The organism is Streptomyces sp. CC0208 (assembly GCF_003443735.1).
Taxonomy (GTDB): domain Bacteria; phylum Actinomycetota; class Actinomycetes; order Streptomycetales; family Streptomycetaceae; genus Streptomyces; species Streptomyces sviceus.
In genome coordinates this window covers 6899493-6917472 of the sequence record NZ_CP031969.1, presented here as the reverse complement: position 1 = coordinate 6917472, position 17980 = coordinate 6899493, and the positions used below count along the sequence as shown (strand labels likewise).

At 71.6% G+C, this 17980-nt stretch carries 21 protein-coding genes; 7 read left to right on the top strand and 14 right to left on the bottom strand.

Annotation, left to right across the window (positions count from 1 at the left end):
- From D1369_RS31770 to D1369_RS31755, 4 genes are all read right to left on the bottom strand, one after another.
- Nucleotides 1-1044 (bottom strand): zinc-dependent alcohol dehydrogenase family protein, encoded by a 1044-nt coding sequence (locus tag D1369_RS31770; RefSeq protein WP_007381103.1) that lies wholly within the window; start codon nucleotides 1042-1044, stop codon nucleotides 1-3.
- 35 nt (nucleotides 1045-1079) lie between these two features.
- Complete coding sequence (locus tag D1369_RS31765) at nucleotides 1080-1820, bottom strand: lysoplasmalogenase (protein WP_037899507.1); 741 nt, start codon at nucleotides 1818-1820, stop codon at nucleotides 1080-1082.
- Entirely contained in the window at nucleotides 1817-2683 is an 867-nt protein-coding gene (locus tag D1369_RS31760; protein WP_007381105.1) for a sterol desaturase family protein, read from the bottom strand. The genes D1369_RS31765 and D1369_RS31760 overlap by 4 nt, the downstream gene beginning before the upstream one ends.
- A 112-nt stretch (nucleotides 2684-2795) precedes the next feature.
- On the bottom strand, nucleotides 2796-3521 hold the full coding sequence (locus tag D1369_RS31755) for a VIT family protein (protein WP_007381106.1): 726 nt from the start codon (nucleotides 3519-3521) through the stop codon (nucleotides 2796-2798).
- Between the two features lie 88 nt (nucleotides 3522-3609).
- On the opposite strand from D1369_RS31755, the gene D1369_RS31750 reads away from it, so the two are divergent.
- On the top strand, nucleotides 3610-4593 hold the full coding sequence (locus D1369_RS31750) for a DEDDh family exonuclease (protein WP_007381107.1): 984 nt from the start codon (nucleotides 3610-3612) through the stop codon (nucleotides 4591-4593).
- A 116-nt stretch (nucleotides 4594-4709) separates the two neighbouring features.
- Here the strand turns inward: D1369_RS31750 and D1369_RS31745 are convergent, their stop codons facing one another.
- Nucleotides 4710-4958, bottom strand: coding sequence for a hypothetical protein (locus D1369_RS31745; RefSeq protein ID WP_037899509.1), 249 nt, complete (start codon nucleotides 4956-4958; stop codon nucleotides 4710-4712).
- Nucleotides 4959-5084: 126 nt separating this feature from the next.
- On the opposite strand from D1369_RS31745, the gene D1369_RS31740 reads away from it, so the two are divergent.
- From D1369_RS31740 to D1369_RS31730, 3 genes are all read left to right on the top strand, one after another.
- Nucleotides 5085-5882 (top strand): SURF1 family protein, encoded by a 798-nt coding sequence (locus tag D1369_RS31740; protein WP_037899511.1) that lies wholly within the window; start codon nucleotides 5085-5087, stop codon nucleotides 5880-5882.
- 111 nt (nucleotides 5883-5993) lie between these two features.
- Nucleotides 5994-7778, top strand: a complete 1785-nt coding sequence (locus D1369_RS31735; RefSeq protein ID WP_007381110.1) for a glycoside hydrolase family 15 protein — start codon at nucleotides 5994-5996, stop codon at nucleotides 7776-7778.
- 5 nt (nucleotides 7779-7783) lie between these two features.
- Nucleotides 7784-8539 carry an SDR family oxidoreductase gene (locus D1369_RS31730; RefSeq protein ID WP_007381111.1) on the top strand — a complete coding sequence of 252 codons (756 nt, stop codon included), beginning with the start codon at nucleotides 7784-7786 and terminating at the stop codon, nucleotides 8537-8539.
- Between the two features lie 37 nt (nucleotides 8540-8576).
- Here D1369_RS31730 and amaP read toward each other — a convergent pair whose 3' ends face one another.
- From amaP to D1369_RS31705, 5 genes are read right to left on the bottom strand one after another with little or no spacing between them, the layout of a single operon-like run.
- A complete protein-coding gene (amaP, locus tag D1369_RS31725; RefSeq protein ID WP_037899513.1) occupies nucleotides 8577-9155 on the bottom strand; it encodes an alkaline shock response membrane anchor protein AmaP in 579 nt (192 codons plus the stop codon).
- A 5-nt stretch (nucleotides 9156-9160) separates the two neighbouring features.
- Entirely contained in the window at nucleotides 9161-9847 is a 687-nt protein-coding gene (locus D1369_RS31720) for a DUF6286 domain-containing protein (protein ID WP_007381113.1), read from the bottom strand.
- Entirely contained in the window at nucleotides 9844-10242 is a 399-nt protein-coding gene (locus tag D1369_RS31715) for an Asp23/Gls24 family envelope stress response protein (protein WP_007381114.1), read from the bottom strand. The genes D1369_RS31720 and D1369_RS31715 overlap by 4 nt, the downstream gene beginning before the upstream one ends.
- Nucleotides 10239-10433, bottom strand: a complete 195-nt coding sequence (locus D1369_RS31710) for a hypothetical protein (RefSeq protein WP_007381115.1) — start codon at nucleotides 10431-10433, stop codon at nucleotides 10239-10241. Before D1369_RS31710 ends, D1369_RS31715 begins: the two co-directional genes overlap by 4 nt.
- 36 nt (nucleotides 10434-10469) lie before the next feature.
- The gene (locus D1369_RS31705) at nucleotides 10470-10934 is read right to left on the bottom strand and encodes an Asp23/Gls24 family envelope stress response protein (RefSeq protein ID WP_007381116.1); all 465 of its coding nucleotides are present in this window, start codon (nucleotides 10932-10934) and stop codon (nucleotides 10470-10472) included.
- Nucleotides 10935-11019: 85 nt separating this feature from the next.
- Here D1369_RS31705 and D1369_RS31700 point away from each other — a divergent pair, with 85 nt between their 5' ends.
- Nucleotides 11020-11736, top strand: a complete 717-nt coding sequence (locus D1369_RS31700; protein WP_118082745.1) for a nucleopolyhedrovirus P10 family protein — start codon at nucleotides 11020-11022, stop codon at nucleotides 11734-11736.
- 23 nt (nucleotides 11737-11759) lie between these two features.
- On the opposite strand, the gene D1369_RS31695 is transcribed toward D1369_RS31700, so the two are convergent.
- The 3 genes from D1369_RS31695 to D1369_RS31685 all read right to left on the bottom strand — a co-directional run bounded on the left by D1369_RS31695 (nucleotide 11760) and on the right by D1369_RS31685 (nucleotide 14875).
- Complete coding sequence (locus D1369_RS31695) at nucleotides 11760-12572, bottom strand: enoyl-CoA hydratase/isomerase family protein (protein ID WP_007381118.1); 813 nt, start codon at nucleotides 12570-12572, stop codon at nucleotides 11760-11762.
- Between the two features lie 130 nt (nucleotides 12573-12702).
- The gene (locus D1369_RS31690) at nucleotides 12703-12924 is read right to left on the bottom strand and encodes a helix-turn-helix domain-containing protein (protein ID WP_004002281.1); all 222 of its coding nucleotides are present in this window, start codon (nucleotides 12922-12924) and stop codon (nucleotides 12703-12705) included.
- A gap of 352 nt (nucleotides 12925-13276) precedes the next feature.
- Nucleotides 13277-14875, bottom strand: coding sequence for an ABC-F family ATP-binding cassette domain-containing protein (locus tag D1369_RS31685; RefSeq protein ID WP_007381119.1), 1599 nt, complete (start codon nucleotides 14873-14875; stop codon nucleotides 13277-13279).
- Between the two features lie 198 nt (nucleotides 14876-15073).
- On the opposite strand from D1369_RS31685, the gene D1369_RS31680 reads away from it, so the two are divergent.
- Together D1369_RS31680 and D1369_RS31675 are read left to right on the top strand one after the other, a co-directional pair.
- A complete protein-coding gene (locus D1369_RS31680; RefSeq protein ID WP_007381120.1) occupies nucleotides 15074-15964 on the top strand; it encodes a neutral zinc metallopeptidase in 891 nt (296 codons plus the stop codon).
- Nucleotides 15965-16058: 94 nt separating this feature from the next.
- On the top strand, nucleotides 16059-16472 hold the full coding sequence (locus D1369_RS31675; protein ID WP_037899515.1) for a VOC family protein: 414 nt from the start codon (nucleotides 16059-16061) through the stop codon (nucleotides 16470-16472).
- Between the two features lies 1 nt (nucleotide 16473).
- Here D1369_RS31675 and D1369_RS31670 read toward each other — a convergent pair whose 3' ends face one another.
- Complete coding sequence (locus D1369_RS31670; protein ID WP_205574496.1) at nucleotides 16474-17871, bottom strand: hypothetical protein; 1398 nt, start codon at nucleotides 17869-17871, stop codon at nucleotides 16474-16476.
- Nucleotides 17872-17980: the final 109 nt, after the last annotated feature.

Here is a 17980-nt window from a genome sequence, read left to right as displayed (position 1 = left end):
TCAGTTGGTGACGAGGACCTTGAGCGCGGTGCGCTCGTCCATCGCCTTGTAGCCGTCGGGGACGCCCTCCAGGCCGACGGTCATGTCGAAGACGGGTGAGGCGTCGACGGTGCCGTCCAGGACGTCGGGGAGCAGCTCGGGAATGTAGGCGCGGACCGGTGCGACGCCGCCGCGCAGGGCGATGTTCCGGTCGAACATGACACTGAGGTCGACGCCGGTGCCGCTGCCGTGCGGCACGCCGACGAAGCCGATGGCGCCGCCGTCCCGGGTGATGCTGACCGCCGTACGCATGGACTGTTCGGTGCCGACGGCCTCGACGACGGCGTGTGCGCCCTGGCCTCGGGTGAGTTCACGGACGGCCTCGACGGCCGCGTCCCCGCGCTCGGCGACCACGTCGGTGGCTCCGAAGCGGCGCGCGATGTCGGTGCGGACCTGGTGGCGGCCCAGGGCGATGATCCGTTCGGCGCCGAGCCGCTTGGCGGCGAGCACCGCGCACAGGCCGACGGCTCCGTCGCCGACGACGGCGACCGTGGCGCCCGGGCGGGCTCCGGCGCCGAGGGCCGCGTGGTGCCCGGTGCCCAGGACGTCGGAGAGCGTCAGCAGGGAGGACAGCAGGCGCTCGTCGGAGGCCGCCTCCTTGGGCAGTCGTACGAGGGTCCCGTCGGCGAAGGGGACGCGGACGGCCTCGCCCTGGCCGCCGTCGTAGCCGACGGAACCCCAGAATCCGCCGTGCTCGCAGGAGGTGGTCAGGCCCTCGCGGCAGTAGTCGCAGACGCCGTCGGACCACATGAAGGGCGCCACGACGAGATCTCCCCGCCTCAGGGTGGCGACCTCGGAGCCGGTCTCCTCGACGACGCCGAGGAACTCGTGGCCGATCCGCTGCCCCGGCTGCCGCGCCGCCTCGCCGCGGTAGGCCCACAGGTCGCTGCCGCAGATGCAGGCGCGCAGCACCCGGAGCACGGCGTCGGTGGGCAGTTGCACCACGGGCTCGGGCACGTCCTCCACGCGCATGTCGTAGGGGGCGTGGATGGTGGTGGCGCGCATGGCGAGGGTCCTTCTCGTGCGAGGTCGGGCGGCGCTCAGGGGGTGGTCGAGCGCGTGGTGGGGCGCTTGGCCGAGCGCGGGGTCGCGCGTTCGGTCGAGCGCACCTCACCGTACGTCGCCATCGGTCCGGGGCGCGCTTCGAGGGCTCGTGTGGTGCCACTGGCCAGCAGGAACTGCGCGGCCATATACGTGAGCATGATCCAGAAATCGGGCCGTGGGAGCTGGGGCCAGCCGGCGACGCCGGTCGCGATGAGGGTGTCCGAGAGGAGGAAGAGGGCGCCGCCGGCTCCGGTGAGCGCCCCGAACCGCGCCGCCGACGCGCACGCCGTCGTCGTGAGCAGCACGCTGTAGCCGGCGACGGGCACGCGCAGTGCGGCGGGCAGGTCCGGCCACAGGGCGACGACGGTGACGACGAGCGCGGTGGCGTAGACGGGTGCGAGGAGGCCGACACGCGCGCGTGGGCTGCCGTACGCCTGGAAGAGCGCGAGGTAACAGACATGGCCGGCGGCGAAGGAGGCCATGCCGGCGAGGAGGGCGGGGTCGGCGTCGGACAGCAGCAGGACGTCGCCGCCCCAGCCGCACAGGAGGGCGCCGACCAGGAGCCGGGGCGTTCCGGACGCGACGCAGTACGCGGCCAGGAGGGGCATCAGGAGGGGCTTGGCGACGGTGTGGCCGGGAGCGGAGCCGACGGCCAGGGAGGTGAGGTCGACGGCGGCGGTGAGGGCGAAGACCGTGAGGAGTGCGTGGCGGGTGCCGTGGGCGCTCGGGGTTCTCACGCGGGCACGGTTTCCTCGGCCGTCTCCGGCAGCGGTGCCGGTGCCCAGCCCGGCCCCCTGAAGACGCGTCCGGCCCGTTCGCGCCAACTCCGTGCCCTCTTGATGTCCTTGAGGATCGCCACGTACTCATGGGTGGCCACCTTGATCGGGTTGAACGTGTTGATGTTCTTGGTCAACCCGTAGACGGGCCGTTCGGTCTCGGCGACGAACGAGCCGAAGAGCCGGTCCCAGACGATGAGGATGCCGCCGAAGTTGCGGTCCAGGTAGCCGCCCTGGGAGGCGTGGTGGACGCGGTGGTGGGACGGGGTGTTGAAGACGAACTCGAACCAACGGGGCATCTTGTCGATGCGTTCGGTGTGGATCCAGAACTGGTAGACGAGGTTCGCGGAGGAGCAGAACGCGAGCGCGGCCGGGTGGACGCCGGCGGCGACGAGGGGGACGTAGAACGGCCAGACGGTCAGGGTCGTCCAGGGCTGGCGCAGCGCGGTGGTGAGGTTGAACTTCCGGCTGGAGTGGTGGACGACATGGCAGGCCCACAGGATGCGGATGACGTGGTGGCCGCGGTGGGACCAGTAGTAGAAGAAGTCCTGCCCTAGCAGCATCAGAGGGACCGTCCACCACAGGACGGGGACGCGGAGCGGGGTGAACTCGTACAGGGCGGTGTAGACGGCGACGATCGGGATCTTCCAGAAGAAGTCGAAGAAGAGACTGCCCAGTCCCATGCCGATGCTGGTGGCGGTGTCCTTCGCCTCGTAGCCGGCCGCGTCCTCGTCCGGATGGATGCGGACGCTGATGATCTCGATGACGGTGAGCAGCACGAAGGCGGGTATGGACCAGACCACGACGTCGGGGAGGTTCGGCATGCGTGCACCGTAGAACCGCCGGTCGGGCACGGCTAGACGTTGTTACCGACAAGTATTACCGGTGGTACGCGCTTGCTTCTTGGCGATCTCCGCCAAGGGGCGATGGCGGAGGCTAGATCCCCGCCGCCCCCAACAACACCCCCACCCCGTAAGTGATCCCCATCGCCAACAACCCACCCCCCACGTTCCGCAGCACCGCCCGTCCGGGCGCCGCCGCCCCCAAGCGCGCGCTGCTCCACCCCGTCAGTACCAGCGCCGCCACCACCGACACCACGGTCACCGGCACCCGCCACCCCGACGGTGGCAGCACGATGGCGAGGAGCGGCAGCAACGCCCCCGCCGTGAACGCCAGGAAGCTCGCCCAGGCCGCGTGCCAGGGGTTCGTGAGTGCGTCCGGGTCGATGCCGAGCTCCACGCGTGCGTGCGCCCGGAGTGCGTCACGTTCCGTGAGTTGCTGCGCCGCCTCACGGGCCACGTCGCGGGACAGGCCCCGTTCCTCCAGAAGCTGCGTCAACTCCTCCAGCTCCGCCTCGGGCTGTTCGCGGAGTTCCCGTTTCTCCACAGCCAGCGCGGCCATCTCGGAGTCGCGCTGGGTCGACACGGACACGTACTCCCCGGCCGCCATGGACATCGAGCCGGCCAGCAGGCCCGCCAGACCCGCCGTCAGCAACGCCGCGCGGTCGCTCGTCGCGCCGGCCACGCCGACGACGAGGCCCGCCGTGGAGACGATGCCGTCGTTCGCGCCGAGGACCGCCGCGCGCAGCCAGTTGAGGCGGGTGCCGAGCCCACCGCCGTGCGCCTCGCCGTGCGCCGGTCCACTCACACCCTCTTCGGTCATCCCCGGAGGATCGCACCCAGGTCGTCGCGAGCCGGGTACCGACGCCGCCGTGAGGGACTGTCAGTCATGGCCCGTATCCTCGTGAACCATGCTCGAAGACCAGACGACCGCAGCGTCCTCCCCCACAGCGTGGCCGACCGCGTATCCGCAGGGATACGCGGTCGTCGACGTGGAGACCACCGGCCTGGCCCGCGACGACCGGATAATCTCCGCGGCCGTCTACCGACTTGACGCCCGCGGCGAGGTCGAGGACCACTGGTACACGCTGGTCAATCCGGAGCGCGACCCGGGCCCCGTGTGGATCCACGGACTGACGAGCGACGCGCTCGAAGGTGCCCCACTCTTCCAGGACATCGCCGACGAGTTCTCGTCCCGTCTCGACGGCCGCGTGCTCGTCGCGCACAACGCCGTCTTCGACTGGCAGATGATCGCCCGCGAGTACGCGCGCGCGGGCCGCGTGGCGCCGGTCAGTCAGCGGCTGTGCACGATCGTCCTGTCGAAGGAGCTCGGCCTGCCGCTGCCCAACCACAAACTGGAGTCGCTGGCGGCCCACTTCGGCGTCGTGCAGCAGCGGGCCCACCATGCCCTCGACGACGCGCGCGTGCTCGCGGAGGCCTTCCGGCCGAGCCTGCGGGCCGCCGCCGCGCGAAGCGTGCGGCTGCCGCTGCACGAGTGCCGGCCGCTGACCGAGTGGACGGACCGGGCGGTGCCCCGGCAGTCGGCGGGCTACGGCGGTTACCGGACCACCAGTTGGCGGCCCACCCGCAAGCGACCCGCGTGCCCCTACCCCAACCCGGGGCGGTACGAGGACGGCAAACCACTCAAACAGGGCATGCGGATCGCCTTCTCCGGAGACACCTCGATCGAGCGCGACCTCCTGGAGGACCGCGCGATCGAGGCCGGGCTGCATGTCGCCACCAGCATCTCCCGGCTGACCAGCCTGCTCGTCACCAACGACCCGGACTCGGGCACGTCCAAGGTGGTCAAGGCCCGGCAGTTCGGCACGCCGGTCGTCGACGAGGCGGCCTTCGGGCAGCTTCTCCGGGATGTGGAACCGGCGTCGGAGGGATGACCGTACAGGTCGGAGGGATGACCGTACAGAAGGAATGACCGTACGGAGCGCATGGGCCGTACAGAGGGGACGGCCGTAGGGAAGGAACGGCCGTCCGGGAGGAAGGGTCGCGTCGGTCACACAGCCGAGCCGACCTTGTCCACGATGCCGGTCTTGCCCTCCGCGCGGGCACAGTGCGCGCCGCAGAACCAGTGACCGTCCACCTCGACGCCCTGGCCGATGATCTGCACCCGGCAGTGCTCGCAGATGGGTGCCATGCGGTGGATCGCGCAAGCGAACGAGTCGAAGACGTGGCGTGCCCCGTCCCGGGTCTCGACGGTGAATGCCAGCTCGTAGTCGTTCCCACACACTTCGCAACGTGTCATAAGCCGAATCGTCAGGGGCGGGGTCGGCCCTCGCAAGCGGAGAGCGTCCCTCGGGTGGGCATCGGCGGCGGGGGCTGAGCACACCCCTGTGGGAACACCCCGCGGTCCGAGTTGTACGGTCGTGGGGTGTACCGCTTCCTGTTGTCCCGGCAGTGGGTGATCCTCACGCTGGTCGCCCTGCTTCTCATCCCCACGATGATCAGGCTGGGCATCTGGCAGATGCACCGCTACGAGATGCGCACCGCCCGCAACCAGCTGGTCTCCGACGCGCTGTCCGCGAAGCCGGTGCCCGTGGAGCGGATGACCTCGCCCGGACACACGGTCACCACCCACGACCGGTACCGCCGCGTGACCGCGAAGGGGCACTTCGACACCGACGACGAGGTCGTCGTCCGGCGCCGCACCAACTCCGACGACGAGATCGGCTACCACGTCCTGACCCCCTTCGTCCTCGACGACGGCAAGGTGCTGCTGGTCAACCGGGGCTGGATCCCCGCGAACGGTCCGAGCCAGACCGCGTTCCCGAAGATCCCCGCTCCCCCGAAGGGCGAGATCACCGTCACCGGGCGGCTGATGCCCGACGAGACGACCGCGGCGAGCGGCATCAAGAACCTCAAGGGGCTGCCGGACCGGCAGGTCATGCTGATCAACAGCGAGCAGGAGGCGAAGCGGCTCGGCGCCACGGTGCTCGGCGGCTACATCGCCCAGACGGCACCCGAGCCGAAGGGTGACAGCCCGGAACTGATCGGCGGCAACCCCGGCAAGGAGGACGCCGCGCTGAACTACGCCTACGCCATCCAGTGGTGGCTGTTCTCCGTCGGCGTTCCGATCGGGTGGGTCGTCCTCGTACGGCGCGAGCTCCGCGACCGCCGGGAGAAGGCGGAGCGAGAAGCCGCTGCGGAGGCGGAACCGGCCGCGGTGTGACCCACCGGCCCGGCAACAGGTGCAGCTGTGGGTGCTGAACCGGACTCGACGGTGTCACTCCCCCGGCCCCACCCCTGATTGCCCGCACGACCAGCCGGGAAACCGCACAGCGTGCACCCCCGTATCGAGGACTACGCCCTCATCGGCGACGAACAGACCGCCGCCCTGGTCGGCATGGACGGCTCCGTGGACTGGCTGTGCCTGCCCCGCTTCGACTCGGCGGCCTGCTTCGCCAGACTGCTCGGGGACGAGGAGAACGGCCACTGGCGGATCGCGCCGAAGAACGCGGACCGGTGCACGAGGCGCGCCTACCGCCCCGACACCCTCGTCCTGGACACCGAGTGGGAGACCGACGAGGGCGCGGTGCGCGTCACCGACCTGATGCCGCAGCGCGATGTCGCGCCCGACGTGGTACGTGTCGTGGAAGGGCTGCGCGGCCGGGTCACCGTGCGCAGCACGCTCCGGCTGCGCTTCGAGTACGGCTCGATCGTGCCGTGGGTGCGCAGGTCGGACGGGCAGCGGGTGGCCGTCGCGGGACCGGACGCGACATGGCTGCGCAGCGAGCCCCCGGTACGCACCTGGGGCGAGCACTTCGCGACGCACTCGGAGTTCACCGTCGAGCCCGGTGAGAAGGTCGCGTTCGTCCTCACCTGGCATCCCTCGCACGAGCCGCGCCCCCCGCTGACCGACCCCTTCGAGACGCTGGAGAGCAGCGTGGCCGACTGGCAGGCGTGGGCGGCGCGCTGTCGCTACGACGGTCCGCATCGGGACGCCGTGGTCCGTTCCCTGATCACCCTGAAGGCGCTCACCTACCGGCCGACCGGCGGCATCGTGGCCGCGGCCACCACCTCGCTGCCGGAGGAGATGGGCGGGGTGCGCAACTGGGACTACCGCTACTGCTGGCTGCGCGACTCCACACTCACCCTGGCCGCCCTGGTGCAGTGCGGCTACCTGGAGGAGGCCGAGGCCTGGCGGAACTGGCTGCTGCGCGCGGTCGCCGGCGACCCGGCCGACCTCCAGATCATGTACGGCGTCGCGGGCGAGCGCCGGCTTCCCGAGTTCGAGCTGCCGTGGCTGTCCGGCTTCGGCGGTTCCAGGCCCGTACGCATCGGCAACGAGGCCGTGAAGCAGCTCCAGCTGGACGTGTACGGCGAGGTCATGGACTCGCTGTCGCTTGCCCGGCGGGCGGGCCTGGCCGCCATCCCGCACATGTGGTCCCTGCAGAGCGTCCTGTTGGACTTCCTCCGGTCCTCCTGGCGACAGCCGGACGAGGGGATCTGGGAGGTGCGCGGCGGCCGCCGCCACTTCGTCCATTCGAAGGTCATGGCGTGGGTCGCCGCCGACCGTGCCGTGCGCGCCCTGGAGACCTACCCCGATCTGCGGGGCGACCTGGACGGCTGGCGCGCGCTGCGCGACGAGGTGCACCGCGAGGTCTGCGAGAAGGGCTACGACCCCGAACGCAACACCTTCACCCAGTCCTACGGCTCCCGCGAACTCGACGCGTCCCTGCTGCTGATCCCGCGCACCGGCTTCCTGCCGCCCGACGATCCCCGTGTCGTCGGCACCATCGACGCGATCCGCGCGGAGCTGGACCACGACGGACTGGTACGGCGGTACAGCGTCGAGGAGACCTCCGTCGACGGGCTGCCCGGCGGCGAGGGCACGTTCCTGGTGTGCTCGTTCTGGCTCGCCGACGCGCTCCACATGACCGGCCGTACGAAGGAGGCGCGGGACCTCTTCGAACGCCTGCTGGGGCTGGCCAACGACGTGGGGCTGCTGTCCGAGGAGTACGACCCGGTGGCCGGCGTCCAGCTCGGCAACTTCCCGCAGGCGTTCAGCCACATCGGTCTGGTGAACACCGCCCTCACCCTGTTCGGGGGCGAGGAGGCAGGATAGGGGCCATGGATCTTGGACTGAAGGACCGTGTGTACGTCGTCACCGGAGCGACCCGTGGGCTCGGCAACGCGGCCGCGCGTTCGCTGGTCGCCGACGGGGCGAAGGTCGTGGTGACCGGGCGGGAGGAGACGCGAGCGCTTGCCGCGGCCGCGGAGTTGGGGCCGAACGCCGTGGGCGTGGCCGTCGACAACGCCGATCCGTCGGCGCCCGAGCGGCTGATCGCCGCCGCGCGTGAGCACTTCGGCGGCTTCGACGGGGTGCTCATCAGTGTCGGTGGGCCCGCGCCCGGTTTTGTCGCCGACAACACGGACGAGCAGTGGCAGTCCGCGTTCGAGTCCGTGTTCCTCGGGGCGGTCCGGCTGGCTCGGGCGGCCGCGGCGGAGCTGGAGGCGGGGGGTGTCATCGGGTTCGTGCTCTCCGCGTCGGTGCACGAGCCGCTCCCGGGGCTGACCATCTCGAACGGGCTGCGGCCCGGTCTCGCGGGGTTCGCGAAGTCCCTCGCGGACGAGCTGGGGCCGCGCGGGATTCGGGTCGTCGGGCTCCTGCCGTCGCGTATCGACACGGATCGCGTGCGCGAACTGGACGCGTTGTCCGCGGATCCTGAGGCCACCCGGGCCGCCAACGAGTCCCGTATCCCTTTGCGACGGTACGGGACGCCGGAGGAGTTCGGGCGGGCCGCGGCGTTCTTCCTGTCCCCGGCCGCGTCCTATCTCACGGGCGTCATGCTGCCTGTGGACGGGGGCATGAGGCACGGCTTCTGACCGCCGTGCGGCGGCCCGCCGCATGCCCCCGGGTTGCTCAACTGACCCTTTCCGCCTTGTGCCTGACGCCGGTCATGCGGACCTCGGCCGGAAGTGATGCGAGGCCCGCCGAATTGCGGGCGTGGGCCAGCGCCCCGGTCGTCAGGTGGTGCAGGGCCGTTCCCGGGTCCACGTGGGGTTCCAGAAGGAGTCGCACGCGGGTCCCGGGAGCGTCCGGACTGCCGGTCAGATGGGCGTGGGCCCGGTGGACGCCGTCCAACTCGGCTGCGTCGCCCTCGAGTACGCCCTCCAGGGCCCGGCCCCTCAGGAGCGCGCCCTCGCCGTCGCCCGTGTTGACGCGTACCTCCGTGAGCCGGCGCCTGCGCAGCACCGCCGTCAGCCACCACAGGGTCAGGAGCACCACGAGCGCCAGTACGGCGATCACCGTCGGCCACCACCAGCCCTCGCCGTCCCAGCGGGTGCGCTCCGCGTCGCTCAGCAGGACGTCCTTCTCGCCGTCGTGGATCCACCAGGAGGGCGGGTCGAGGCCGAGGCCCACGGCGAGCACCGAGCCCCCGACGACAAGGAGCACCAGGCCCACCAGGCCGATCAGTACGCGGTTGACGGTCCTGGACATCGGCCTCAGCCCTTCTTCCCGGTCGTTCGCGCCACGTGCACCGACAGGGCGGGAGGCCGGGCCAGGCCCAGTCCCCTGATCGCCTCGGTGAGGGTGGCGTCCAGGTCGGCGCGTACGTCGTCCAGTTCACGGAAGTGGGAGACCGTGCGGATGTCGGCCTTCCGCCGCCTCATCCGTACGCGTGCGGACTGGACACCGGACACCTCCATGGCCCGGTCGCGCAGCACCATGGCGGCCGCGTCCCGGTGCAGGCCGGCGCGGACGTCGGGGTGGGTGCGGCTCATCGGGAGGAGGGCGCGCAGACCCGGTGTGACGGCCAGGACGACCAGCCACAGGCCCAGGGCCGCGGCGACACCGGCGCCGATCAGGACCCAGATGTCGTCCAGGGGGCGTTCGGCGAGCTGCGCGGAGAGTGCGCGGCGCCAGTGCATGGCCGGCCGGTCGGCCCGGACGGCCGCGATGTCGTACAGGAAGATCCCCGCGACGAGCAGGAGCAGCAGGGCGACGATGCCGGCCGGAACCCTGCGCGCCGACCAGAAACGGCGTGCGCCGCCGGCCGCCTCTGCCTCCGGTACGGACGGTGGTCCGTACCCGGCCGCCGACCCGGACTGCTCGCGCTGGTCCGCTTCCGCCGCCCGCTCGATGACCGGCAGTCGTTGTGTGGTGCCTTCAGAGCCCTGGGGCTCGCTCATCGCGTCCTCCCCTGTGCCGCGCCGTGCGTCTGTGCCGGATACAGCCGCTCCACCTGGACGGCGACCTCCGACACCTCCATGCCCACCAACGCGACTACCCGCTCGACCACATGCTGACGCACCCCTCGGCACCGCGCGCCGATGTCGCAGGGGTAGTCGAGTTCGAGGTGCATGCGGATGCGGGCCACTTCGTGGTGGACGACGACGGTGGCGTGCGGGCGCCCGGCCTCGGCGGGGAGCTTTCCGAGCGCCTCGCGGGCCGCCTGTCCCGCGACCTTGGCGACCACCCGGTCGGCGATCCTCGTCGCCCCTCGCTCACCGGGCGGAACGGCGGTCGAGGTCAGGGGCCCGCGGAGTCCGTCCACCGTGCCGTTCTCACTGCTCACGGGCGTCATGGCCGCCGGTCGCGTCGGTCGTCACGGGTGCGGAAGAAGTCGCCGATCTCCAGGTCCCCCTCCAGGAACCGGCCGACGACGAAGCCGATGGCGCCCAGCGCCGCCACGAGAAGGAAAGCGCCGAACCCGCCGAAATACCCTGCGAAGCCCAGCGCCATGCCGGCGATCAAGCCGACCACGGCCATGCTCATCGTGCGCTCCCTAACGGTCCTTCAAGGTGTGTGCGGCTACTGCAGCCGGGACTCCGGCTCCTCGTCCTCCTCGTCGGGCAGCTTCACATCGCTCACCGCGACATTGACCTCGACGACCTCCAGGCCGGTCATCCGCTCCACCGCCGCGATGACGTTCTCCCGCACCGCCTTGGCCACGTCGGAGATCGAGACGCCGTAGTCGACGACGATCTCCAGGTCGAGCGCGGTCTGCACCTCGCCGACCTCGACCTTGACCCCACGGCTGGCGGACTTCGAACCGCCGGGCACGCGGTCCCGTACGGCCCCGAAGGTGCGGCTCAGACCGCTGCCCATGGCGTGGACGCCGAGGACGTCCCGTGCCGCGAGGCCGGCGATCTTCTCCACGACACCGTCGGCGATGGTGGTGCGCCCACGGGTCGCCGGGTCGCCGCCGCCGCGCTTGGTGCCCTTCCGCAGTTGCGCCTGCTGCTCCACCTCGGTGCTCTGCGTCATGTCGGTCATCGCGTCACCCCTTTCGCTCGTCCTCCTTCGACCACCGTAAGCGCGGTTGCGCGATCGCGCGCCGGAGATGCGGCAGGCTGGAGGAATGACGGCGGAGCAGTGGGCACGGACGGTGCGGCGGCAGCTGGGGCTGGGCAGACTGCTGCCCCTGGGCGGACCGCGTGACGGCGCGTGGATCTCCGAGGAGGCGGCCCGGGCGGTGCTGCGGGCCGCCGCCGAGGATCTTCGGGGCGTACGGCTGGGGGCGGTGCGCCTCGGGCTCGCCCGTCCGCAGGAGGCGCCCGAGCCCGCCGTACCGCCGCCTCCGAGCGCGCTGCCGCCCGGTCCGCTGCGGCTCACGGCGGAGTTCGAGGCCACGCCCGAGGAGCCGCTGCCGGTGGCGGCGGAGCGGCTGCGCACGGCACTGGCCGGGGTGGCGGCCGGGCTGCTGGGGCTGGAGCTCGCCGAGGTGGACCTGCGGGTGACGGCCCTGCTGGACGAGGACGCCGAACGTTCCCCCGTACGGGTGTCCGAGCCGCCGCGTGCCGCGGAGGCGGGACCCGGCGAGGAGACCCTCGTGGCCGTCGCCGCGCTGGCGGTACCCGGGGTGGGCCGGCTGACCGGGGTGCTGGGGCGGCCGGTGCACATCGAGGACCGGGAGACCGGGGAGGGCGCGCTTCCGCTCCGCCATGTCCGCGTCGAACTGGCGGCGGGCGCGGACCGCCGGGCCCTGGACGTGGCCCGGGAGGTCCGCGCCGCCGTGGGAGAGGTGCTGGCGGACCGGCCGACGGTGGCCGTACTGGTGACGGCCGTGACGGTCTAGGGTCCCCGTCGGCCGGACAGGTCCTATTCGCCGACTCCGGCGAGGTCCCGCAGGCGTCGGGTCTGGGCCGCGCGCTCGGCGCCGCGCTGCTCGTCGTAGGTGCGGTCCTGGGCGCCGCGCAGCAGTGCCTTGGTCTCGATGACCGCGTCGCGGGGGGCGGACAGCAGTGCGGCCGCCAGGTCGTGCACGGCGGCGTCGAGCTGGTCCAGGGGGACGGCGACGTTGGCGAGGCCGGTGCTCACCGCCTCCTCGGCCGTCACGAAGCGCCCGGTGGCGCAGATCTCCAGCGCCCGGGCGTAGCCGACGAGGCCCACCAGGGGGTGGGTGCCGGTGAGGTCGGGAACCAGGCCCAGGCTGGTCTCCCGCATGGCGAACTGCACGTCGTCGGCGACGACACGCAGGTCGCAGGCGAGGGCCAGCTGGAAGCCCGCCCCGATGGCATGCCCCTGCACGGCGGCGATGGACACGACGTCACTGCGCCGCCACCAGGTGAAGCCCTCCTGGAACTGGGCGATGGCGGCGTCGAGTTCGGCGTCACCACTGCGAGCGAGGTCGATGAACGACGGCTCGCCCTCGATCCCCTCCGGCGTGAACATCTGCCGGTCGAGCCCGGCGGAGAAGGACTTGCCTTCGCCGCGCAGCACCACGACCCGGACGGAGCCCGGCACCAGCCGGCCGGCCTCGGCGAGCGCGCGCCACAGAGCGGGGCTCTGGGCGTTGCGCTTGGCGGGGTTGGTCAGCGTCACCGTGGCGAGGGTGTCCTCGACGGTGAGCCGTACGCCGTCCTTGTCGAGCAGGGGAACGAGTTCCTGGCCATCCTGGCTGGACGTCGCCATGGGGCGCCTCCGATGAGTGCGGTCATCCTCCGTGCCGCAGGACGGCACAGCTAAGTGACTGCACAGTAACCACCCGGTCAGTCAGTCGACCGACCGGGTGGCCACCATCGAAGCCGATGGGCCGCCCGGTTCAGGACGATGCGGCCTTCTTGCCCCGCGTCGCTCCGCCACGCCCACGAAGCGTGACGCCCGATTCGCTGAGCATCCGGTGCACGAAGCCATACGAGCGGCCGGTTTCCTCGGCCAGCGCCCGAATGCTCGCACCGGAGTCGTACTTCTTCTTCAGGTCTGCCGCGAGCTTGTCGCGCGCGGCGCCGGTTACCCGGCTGCCCTTCTTCAGAGTCTCGGCCACCCGGTCCTCCTCATGGGAAGTGCGCTCTGGTCCTCTCATGATCACCCCTCGGGGCGTTCATGGCCACCCATTCGGCAAGGTCCGTGAGACATGGTTTTGACGACAGGAGCGGGTCCCCACATACGGAATCCGGGATTCCACCCGGGCGCGTTCGTACCGCCGAACGGGTTCCTTTGTGAAAGGCCAGGTCAGAGACGCACGACGGCCGAGCCCTTGTCGATAAAGGACTCGGCCGTGAAATCGATGTAGGACACACCTCGGTACGAGGAGATCTCACACAGATGATGGATCACCGGTGGGCCGAATGATCCATACGCCGTTGATCACGCACTCGATCAAGCGGCACCGACGGTCAGGCGAGGGCGACGAGGTCCGCGTAGTCCGCGCCCCACAGGTCCTCGACGCCGTCCGGCAGCAGGATGATCCGCTCCGGCTGGAGCGCCTCCACCGCGCCCTCGTCGTGGGTGACCAGGACGACCGCGCCCTTGTAGGTGCGCAGCGCGCCGAGGATCTCCTCACGGCTGGCCGGGTCGAGGTTGTTGGTGGGCTCGTCGAGGAGCAGGACGTTCGCCGAGGAGACGACCAGGGTGGCGAGCGCGAGACGGGTCTTCTCGCCGCCGGAGAGGACTCCGGCCGGCTTGTCGACGTCGTCGCCGGAGAACAGGAACGAGCCGAGCGTCTTGCGCACCTCGACGAGGTCGAGGTCGGGGGCCGCCGAGCGCATGTTCTCCAGGACCGTGCGCTCCGGGTCCAGGGTCTCGTGCTCCTGGGCGTAGTAGCCGAGCTTGAGGCCGTGGCCGGGCACGACCGCGCCGGTGTCCGGCTGCTCGGTCCCGGCGAGCAGGCGCAGCAGGGTGGTCTTGCCCGCGCCGTTGAGGCCCAGGATGACCACGCGGGAGCCCTTGTCGATCGCCAGGTCGACGTCGGTGAAGATCTCCAGTGAGCCGTACGACTTCGACAGGCCCTCCGCCATCAGCGGGGTCTTGCCGCAGGGCGCGGGCTCGGGGAAGCGCAGCTTGGCGACCTTGTCCTGCTGGCGCACCGCGTCGAGTCCGGCGAGCAGCCGGTCGGCGCGCTTGGCCATGTTCTGCGCGGCGACCGTCTTGGTGGCCTTGGCGCGCATCTTGTCGGCCTGCGAGTGCAGCGCGGCGGCCTTCTTCTCGGCGTTCTGCCGCTCGCGCTTGCGGCGCTTCTCGTCGGCCTCGCGCTGCTGCTGGTAGAGCTTCCAGCCCATGTTGTAGACGTCGATCTGGGCGCGGTTGGCGTCCAGGTAGAACACCTTGTTGACGACCGTCTCGACCAGGTCGACGTCGTGGGAGATCACGATGAAGCCGCCGCGGTAGGTCTTGAGGTAGTCGCGCAGCCAGATGATCGAGTCGGCGTCGAGGTGGTTGGTCGGCTCGTCGAGGAGCAGGGTGTCGGCGTCGGAGAAGAGGATCCGGGCCAGTTCGATACGGCGGCGCTGACCACCGGAGAGGGTGTGCAGGGGCTGGCCGAGGACCCGGTCGGGGAGGTTCAGCGCGGCGGCGATGGTGGCGGCCTCGGCCTCGGCGGCGTACCCGCCCTTGGTGAGGAACTCCGTCTCCTGGCGCTCGTACTGCCTGAGTGCCTTCTCCTGGGTGGCGCCCTTGCCGTTGGCGATGCGCTGTTCGTTGTCGCGCATCTTCTTCAGCAGGACGTCCAGGCCGCGCGCGGAGAGGATGCGGTCGCGGGCGAGGACGTCGAGGTCACCGGTGCGGGGGTCCTGGGGGAGGTAGCCGACCTCGCCGGAGCGGGTGATCTGGCCGGCGGCGGGGATGCCCTCGCCGGCCAGGCACTTGGTGAGCGTGGTCTTCCCCGCGCCGTTGCGGCCGACCAGGCCGATGCGGTCGCCCTTGGCGACTCGGAAGGTGGCGGACTCGATGAGGACTCGGGCGCCGGCGCGCAGCTCGATACCGGAGGCGGAGATCACGGACAGACTCCAGGGCGGATTCGGGATTGACGGGTGGGCGGCTGAGGACGTTCCCGCCGTCTAATGCGCGAGGAGAATGGCCATGGGCCAAGTCTAACGGGGGCGTGCAAGCACTTTTTCTGGGTTCGGGTGTTCGGTTGGTCTCCCTCCGGGTATCCGGTCGGTTCCCGTCGCCGTCTCCCGCCCGGAGGTGTCCGCATGCAGTTCGACGACGACGCCAGGTTGGACACCTCCGAGGTCCAGGACGTGCGCGGCAGTCGCGTCCCGGGCGGGAAGGCGACCATCGGCGGTGGCATCGGCGGGTTGATCGTCCTGCTCCTCGGACTGTTTCTCGGCGTGGGTCCCGACCAGCTCGGGCTCACCGACGGCGGCGGACAGCCCGCACCCACGGCCTCCGGACTCACCGAGGTCGAGCGGAGCTGCCGGACCGGGCAGGACGCGAACACACGCGACGACTGCCGGATCGTGGCGGTGGTCAACAGCGTGCAGGACTACTGGGACCAGGAGTTCCAGCGGCGCAACAGCACGTACACCCGCTCCCCCACGTTCTTCTTCAGCGAGCAGGTCGGCACCGCGTGCGGCTCCGCGACCTCGGCGGTCGGGCCGTTCTACTGCCCGGGCGACCGCCAGGTCTATCTCGATCTCGGGTTCTTCGACGAGCTGCGGTCGAAGTTCGGGGCCAGTGGCGGGCCGTTCGCGCAGGCGTACGTGGTGGCGCACGAGTACGGACACCACGTGCAGGACCTGACGGGCACACTGGACCGGTCGCAGGACGGGCGGACCGGCGCCGACAGCAACGCGGTGAAGGTGGAGCTCCAGGCGGACTGCTACGCCGGGGTGTGGGCACGGCACGCGACCACGACGAAGGACGAGTCGACGGGCCGGCCGCTCATCACGAATCTCACCGACGCGGACATCGCCGACGGCCTGGACGCGGCGGCGGCCGTGGGCGACGACCGGATCCAGGAGCGCTTCCAGGGACGGGTGACACCGGAGTCGTGGACGCACGGGTCGGCGCAGCAGCGTCAGACCTGGTTCCGGCAGGGCTACGAGTCCGGCGACATGACGCGGTGCGACACCTTCAGGTGAGGGTCGCGCCGGTGGAGAGGCCGTTGTCGGTGGTCGCTGCGAGACTGGACGCCAGAGGGGATCCGCGACTTCTGGTCACAAGGGAGTGATCGGCATGGCAGGCACGAGCGGTGGGCGTCCGAGCATCTACCCGGCACTGCTGTACGCGGACGCGACGGCGGCGATCAAACAGCTGACGGAGGCCTTCGGCTTCACCGAACTCGCGGTGTACGAGGGCGAGGACGGCCTGGTGAGCCACGCCGAGCTGGTCCAGGGCAACGGCGCGGTGATGCTCGGTTCCAAGGGCACCGGCAGCGCCTACGACAAGGTGATGAAGGACGCGGGCCCGGCCGGGGTGTACGTCGTGGTGGACGACGTCGACGCGCACCACCGCCGCGCCGTGGCGCACGGCGCGGAGATCCTGATGCCCCCGACGGACCAGGACTACGGCTCCCGGGACTACATGGCCCGGGACGCCGAGGGCAATGTGTGGAGCTTCGGTACCTACGCGCCGGAGATCCGCGCCTGACTCACCCTCCGGTGTGCACCTGGAAGGCGGCGCGGCGGACGGCCTTGGCGAGGGCCGGGTCGGGGTGGGCGGCGGCGAGGGCGACCAGGACCTGCACGGTGCGTGGGTGGCCGACGGCCCGTACCTCGTCGAGCAGTTGGGGGACGGTCGGCTGGAGGGCGGACTCCAGGTGCCGCACCAGCATGGGGGCCTCGCCATGGTCCGCGACGGCGGCAGCCGTGTCGACCCACAGCCAGGTGGCCTCTTCCCGGGTGAGGACCTCGTGGGCGTCCTCCGGGTCGATCCCGTCGTGCTCGGCCAGCCAGAGCAGGGCGTACGGCCGCAGGGTGGGCTCGTCCGCCACCGAGCGGACGTCGGGCTCGGCAGGGGCGCCGACCACCCGCAGCGCCTCGAAGGCGAGGCCGCGCAGCAGGGCGTCGTCGCCGCGGGCCGCCCCGAGCAGCTCGGTGACCGCGCTGCCCACGGGGCGGGCGGCGAGCCAGGCGCGGTACTCGGCGCGGGCCGCGTTGGGGCGCAGCTGGGCGCAGCCGCGCAGCATCTCCTCGGCGGCGACCTCGATGTTGCCGGCCGGGCTCTGCGCGGCGACGCAGATCTGCTCCAGCTTGACCCACACCGCCCAGCTGCCGAGCGGGGTCAGGGTGGCCTGGCCGTCGCCGTAGGTCAGGGCGCCGACGCAGGCGAGGGCGCGCAGGGCCCAGTCGAGGAGGGGGGCCAGGGGGGCGTCGGCCGCCTCGGGCTCCGCCACGGGCTCCGGCTGCGGGCCGTAGGGGATCTCGCAGCGTTCGGTGCGCAGTTCGGTGACGCGCTGCTCCAGGAGGTCCAGGAGCTGCTCGACGGGGACCGGGCCGGCCGACAGCTGGAGGAAGGAGAGCACCTGGGGCATGGCCGACACGACCTCGGCGACGGCGGCGGGCTCGCGCTCGGCGGGTTCCGGGACGGCGAGCGACCAGGCGTCGAAGAGGGCGACCCAGCCGCGCAGTACGGCACTGTCGTCGCGGTCCCAGGCGCGCAGCCGCCAGCCCGGGCGGGCGCTGTCGCCATGCACCTCGACGAGGCCGGCGAGGCGGGCGGTGTCCCAGTCCGCGCGGACCTGAGCCGCGGTCAGGCCGAGATCCTCGGCCGCGCGGGCGGCTGTCTCGTCGGAGAGGGTGCCGTTGCCGTCGGAGCCCGTGCCGTCCCTGCCGGGGCCCAGGGCGCCGTCCGCCCAGTGCGCGACGCGGGCCGCGTCGGCAAGACCCCTGCGCGCCATTCTGGCCAGTTCCGCGGGGGCCGGTGTGCCCTCCGGGGGGCGGGGCGCGGGGCGGCGTGAGCGCCGTTGGTTCACAGCTGAGGGGGCGGCGGCCAGGGGTCGCGGGCGGACGAGTCGAAGCCTGGAGTCGCGCGGGATACGGGACGTCACGGGTGCAGTCTTCCGGTTGACGGTCCGAAAACCCAAACGGAATGCCGGCGCGGGCACCGGGCAGGTCCGGCACCGGGGCCGCGCGAACGGGCATACGCCGAGATCAGGC

What these genes read in the sequence shown, in the direction of transcription:
- D1369_RS31715 (WP_007381114.1), bottom strand. Translation starts at nt 10,242, where the DNA reads ATGACGCCCGTGAGCAGTGAGAACGGCACGGTGGACGGACTCCGCGGG.
- D1369_RS31675 (WP_037899515.1), top strand. Translation starts at nt 16,059, where the DNA reads ATGGCAGGCACGAGCGGTGGGCGTCCGAGCATCTACCCGGCACTGCTG.
- D1369_RS31770 (WP_007381103.1), bottom strand. Translation starts at nt 1,044, where the DNA reads ATGCGCGCCACCACCATCCACGCCCCCTACGACATGCGCGTGGAGGAC.
- D1369_RS31700 (WP_118082745.1), top strand. Translation starts at nt 11,020, where the DNA reads ATGACGGCGGAGCAGTGGGCACGGACGGTGCGGCGGCAGCTGGGGCTG.
- D1369_RS31760 (WP_007381105.1), bottom strand. Translation starts at nt 2,683, where the DNA reads ATGCCGAACCTCCCCGACGTCGTGGTCTGGTCCATACCCGCCTTCGTG.
- D1369_RS31680 (WP_007381120.1), top strand. Translation starts at nt 15,074, where the DNA reads ATGCAGTTCGACGACGACGCCAGGTTGGACACCTCCGAGGTCCAGGAC.
- D1369_RS31720 (WP_007381113.1), bottom strand. Translation starts at nt 9,847, where the DNA reads ATGAGCGAGCCCCAGGGCTCTGAAGGCACCACACAACGACTGCCGGTC.
- D1369_RS31695 (WP_007381118.1), bottom strand. Translation starts at nt 12,572, where the DNA reads ATGGCGACGTCCAGCCAGGATGGCCAGGAACTCGTTCCCCTGCTCGAC.
- D1369_RS31705 (WP_007381116.1), bottom strand. Translation starts at nt 10,934, where the DNA reads ATGACCGACATGACGCAGAGCACCGAGGTGGAGCAGCAGGCGCAACTG.
- D1369_RS31745 (WP_037899509.1), bottom strand. Translation starts at nt 4,958, where the DNA reads ATGACACGTTGCGAAGTGTGTGGGAACGACTACGAGCTGGCATTCACC.
- D1369_RS31750 (WP_007381107.1), top strand. Translation starts at nt 3,610, where the DNA reads ATGCTCGAAGACCAGACGACCGCAGCGTCCTCCCCCACAGCGTGGCCG.
- amaP (WP_037899513.1), bottom strand. Translation starts at nt 9,155, where the DNA reads ATGTCCAGGACCGTCAACCGCGTACTGATCGGCCTGGTGGGCCTGGTG.
- D1369_RS31710 (WP_007381115.1), bottom strand. Translation starts at nt 10,433, where the DNA reads ATGAGCATGGCCGTGGTCGGCTTGATCGCCGGCATGGCGCTGGGCTTC.
- D1369_RS31755 (WP_007381106.1), bottom strand. Translation starts at nt 3,521, where the DNA reads ATGACCGAAGAGGGTGTGAGTGGACCGGCGCACGGCGAGGCGCACGGC.
- D1369_RS31730 (WP_007381111.1), top strand. Translation starts at nt 7,784, where the DNA reads ATGGATCTTGGACTGAAGGACCGTGTGTACGTCGTCACCGGAGCGACC.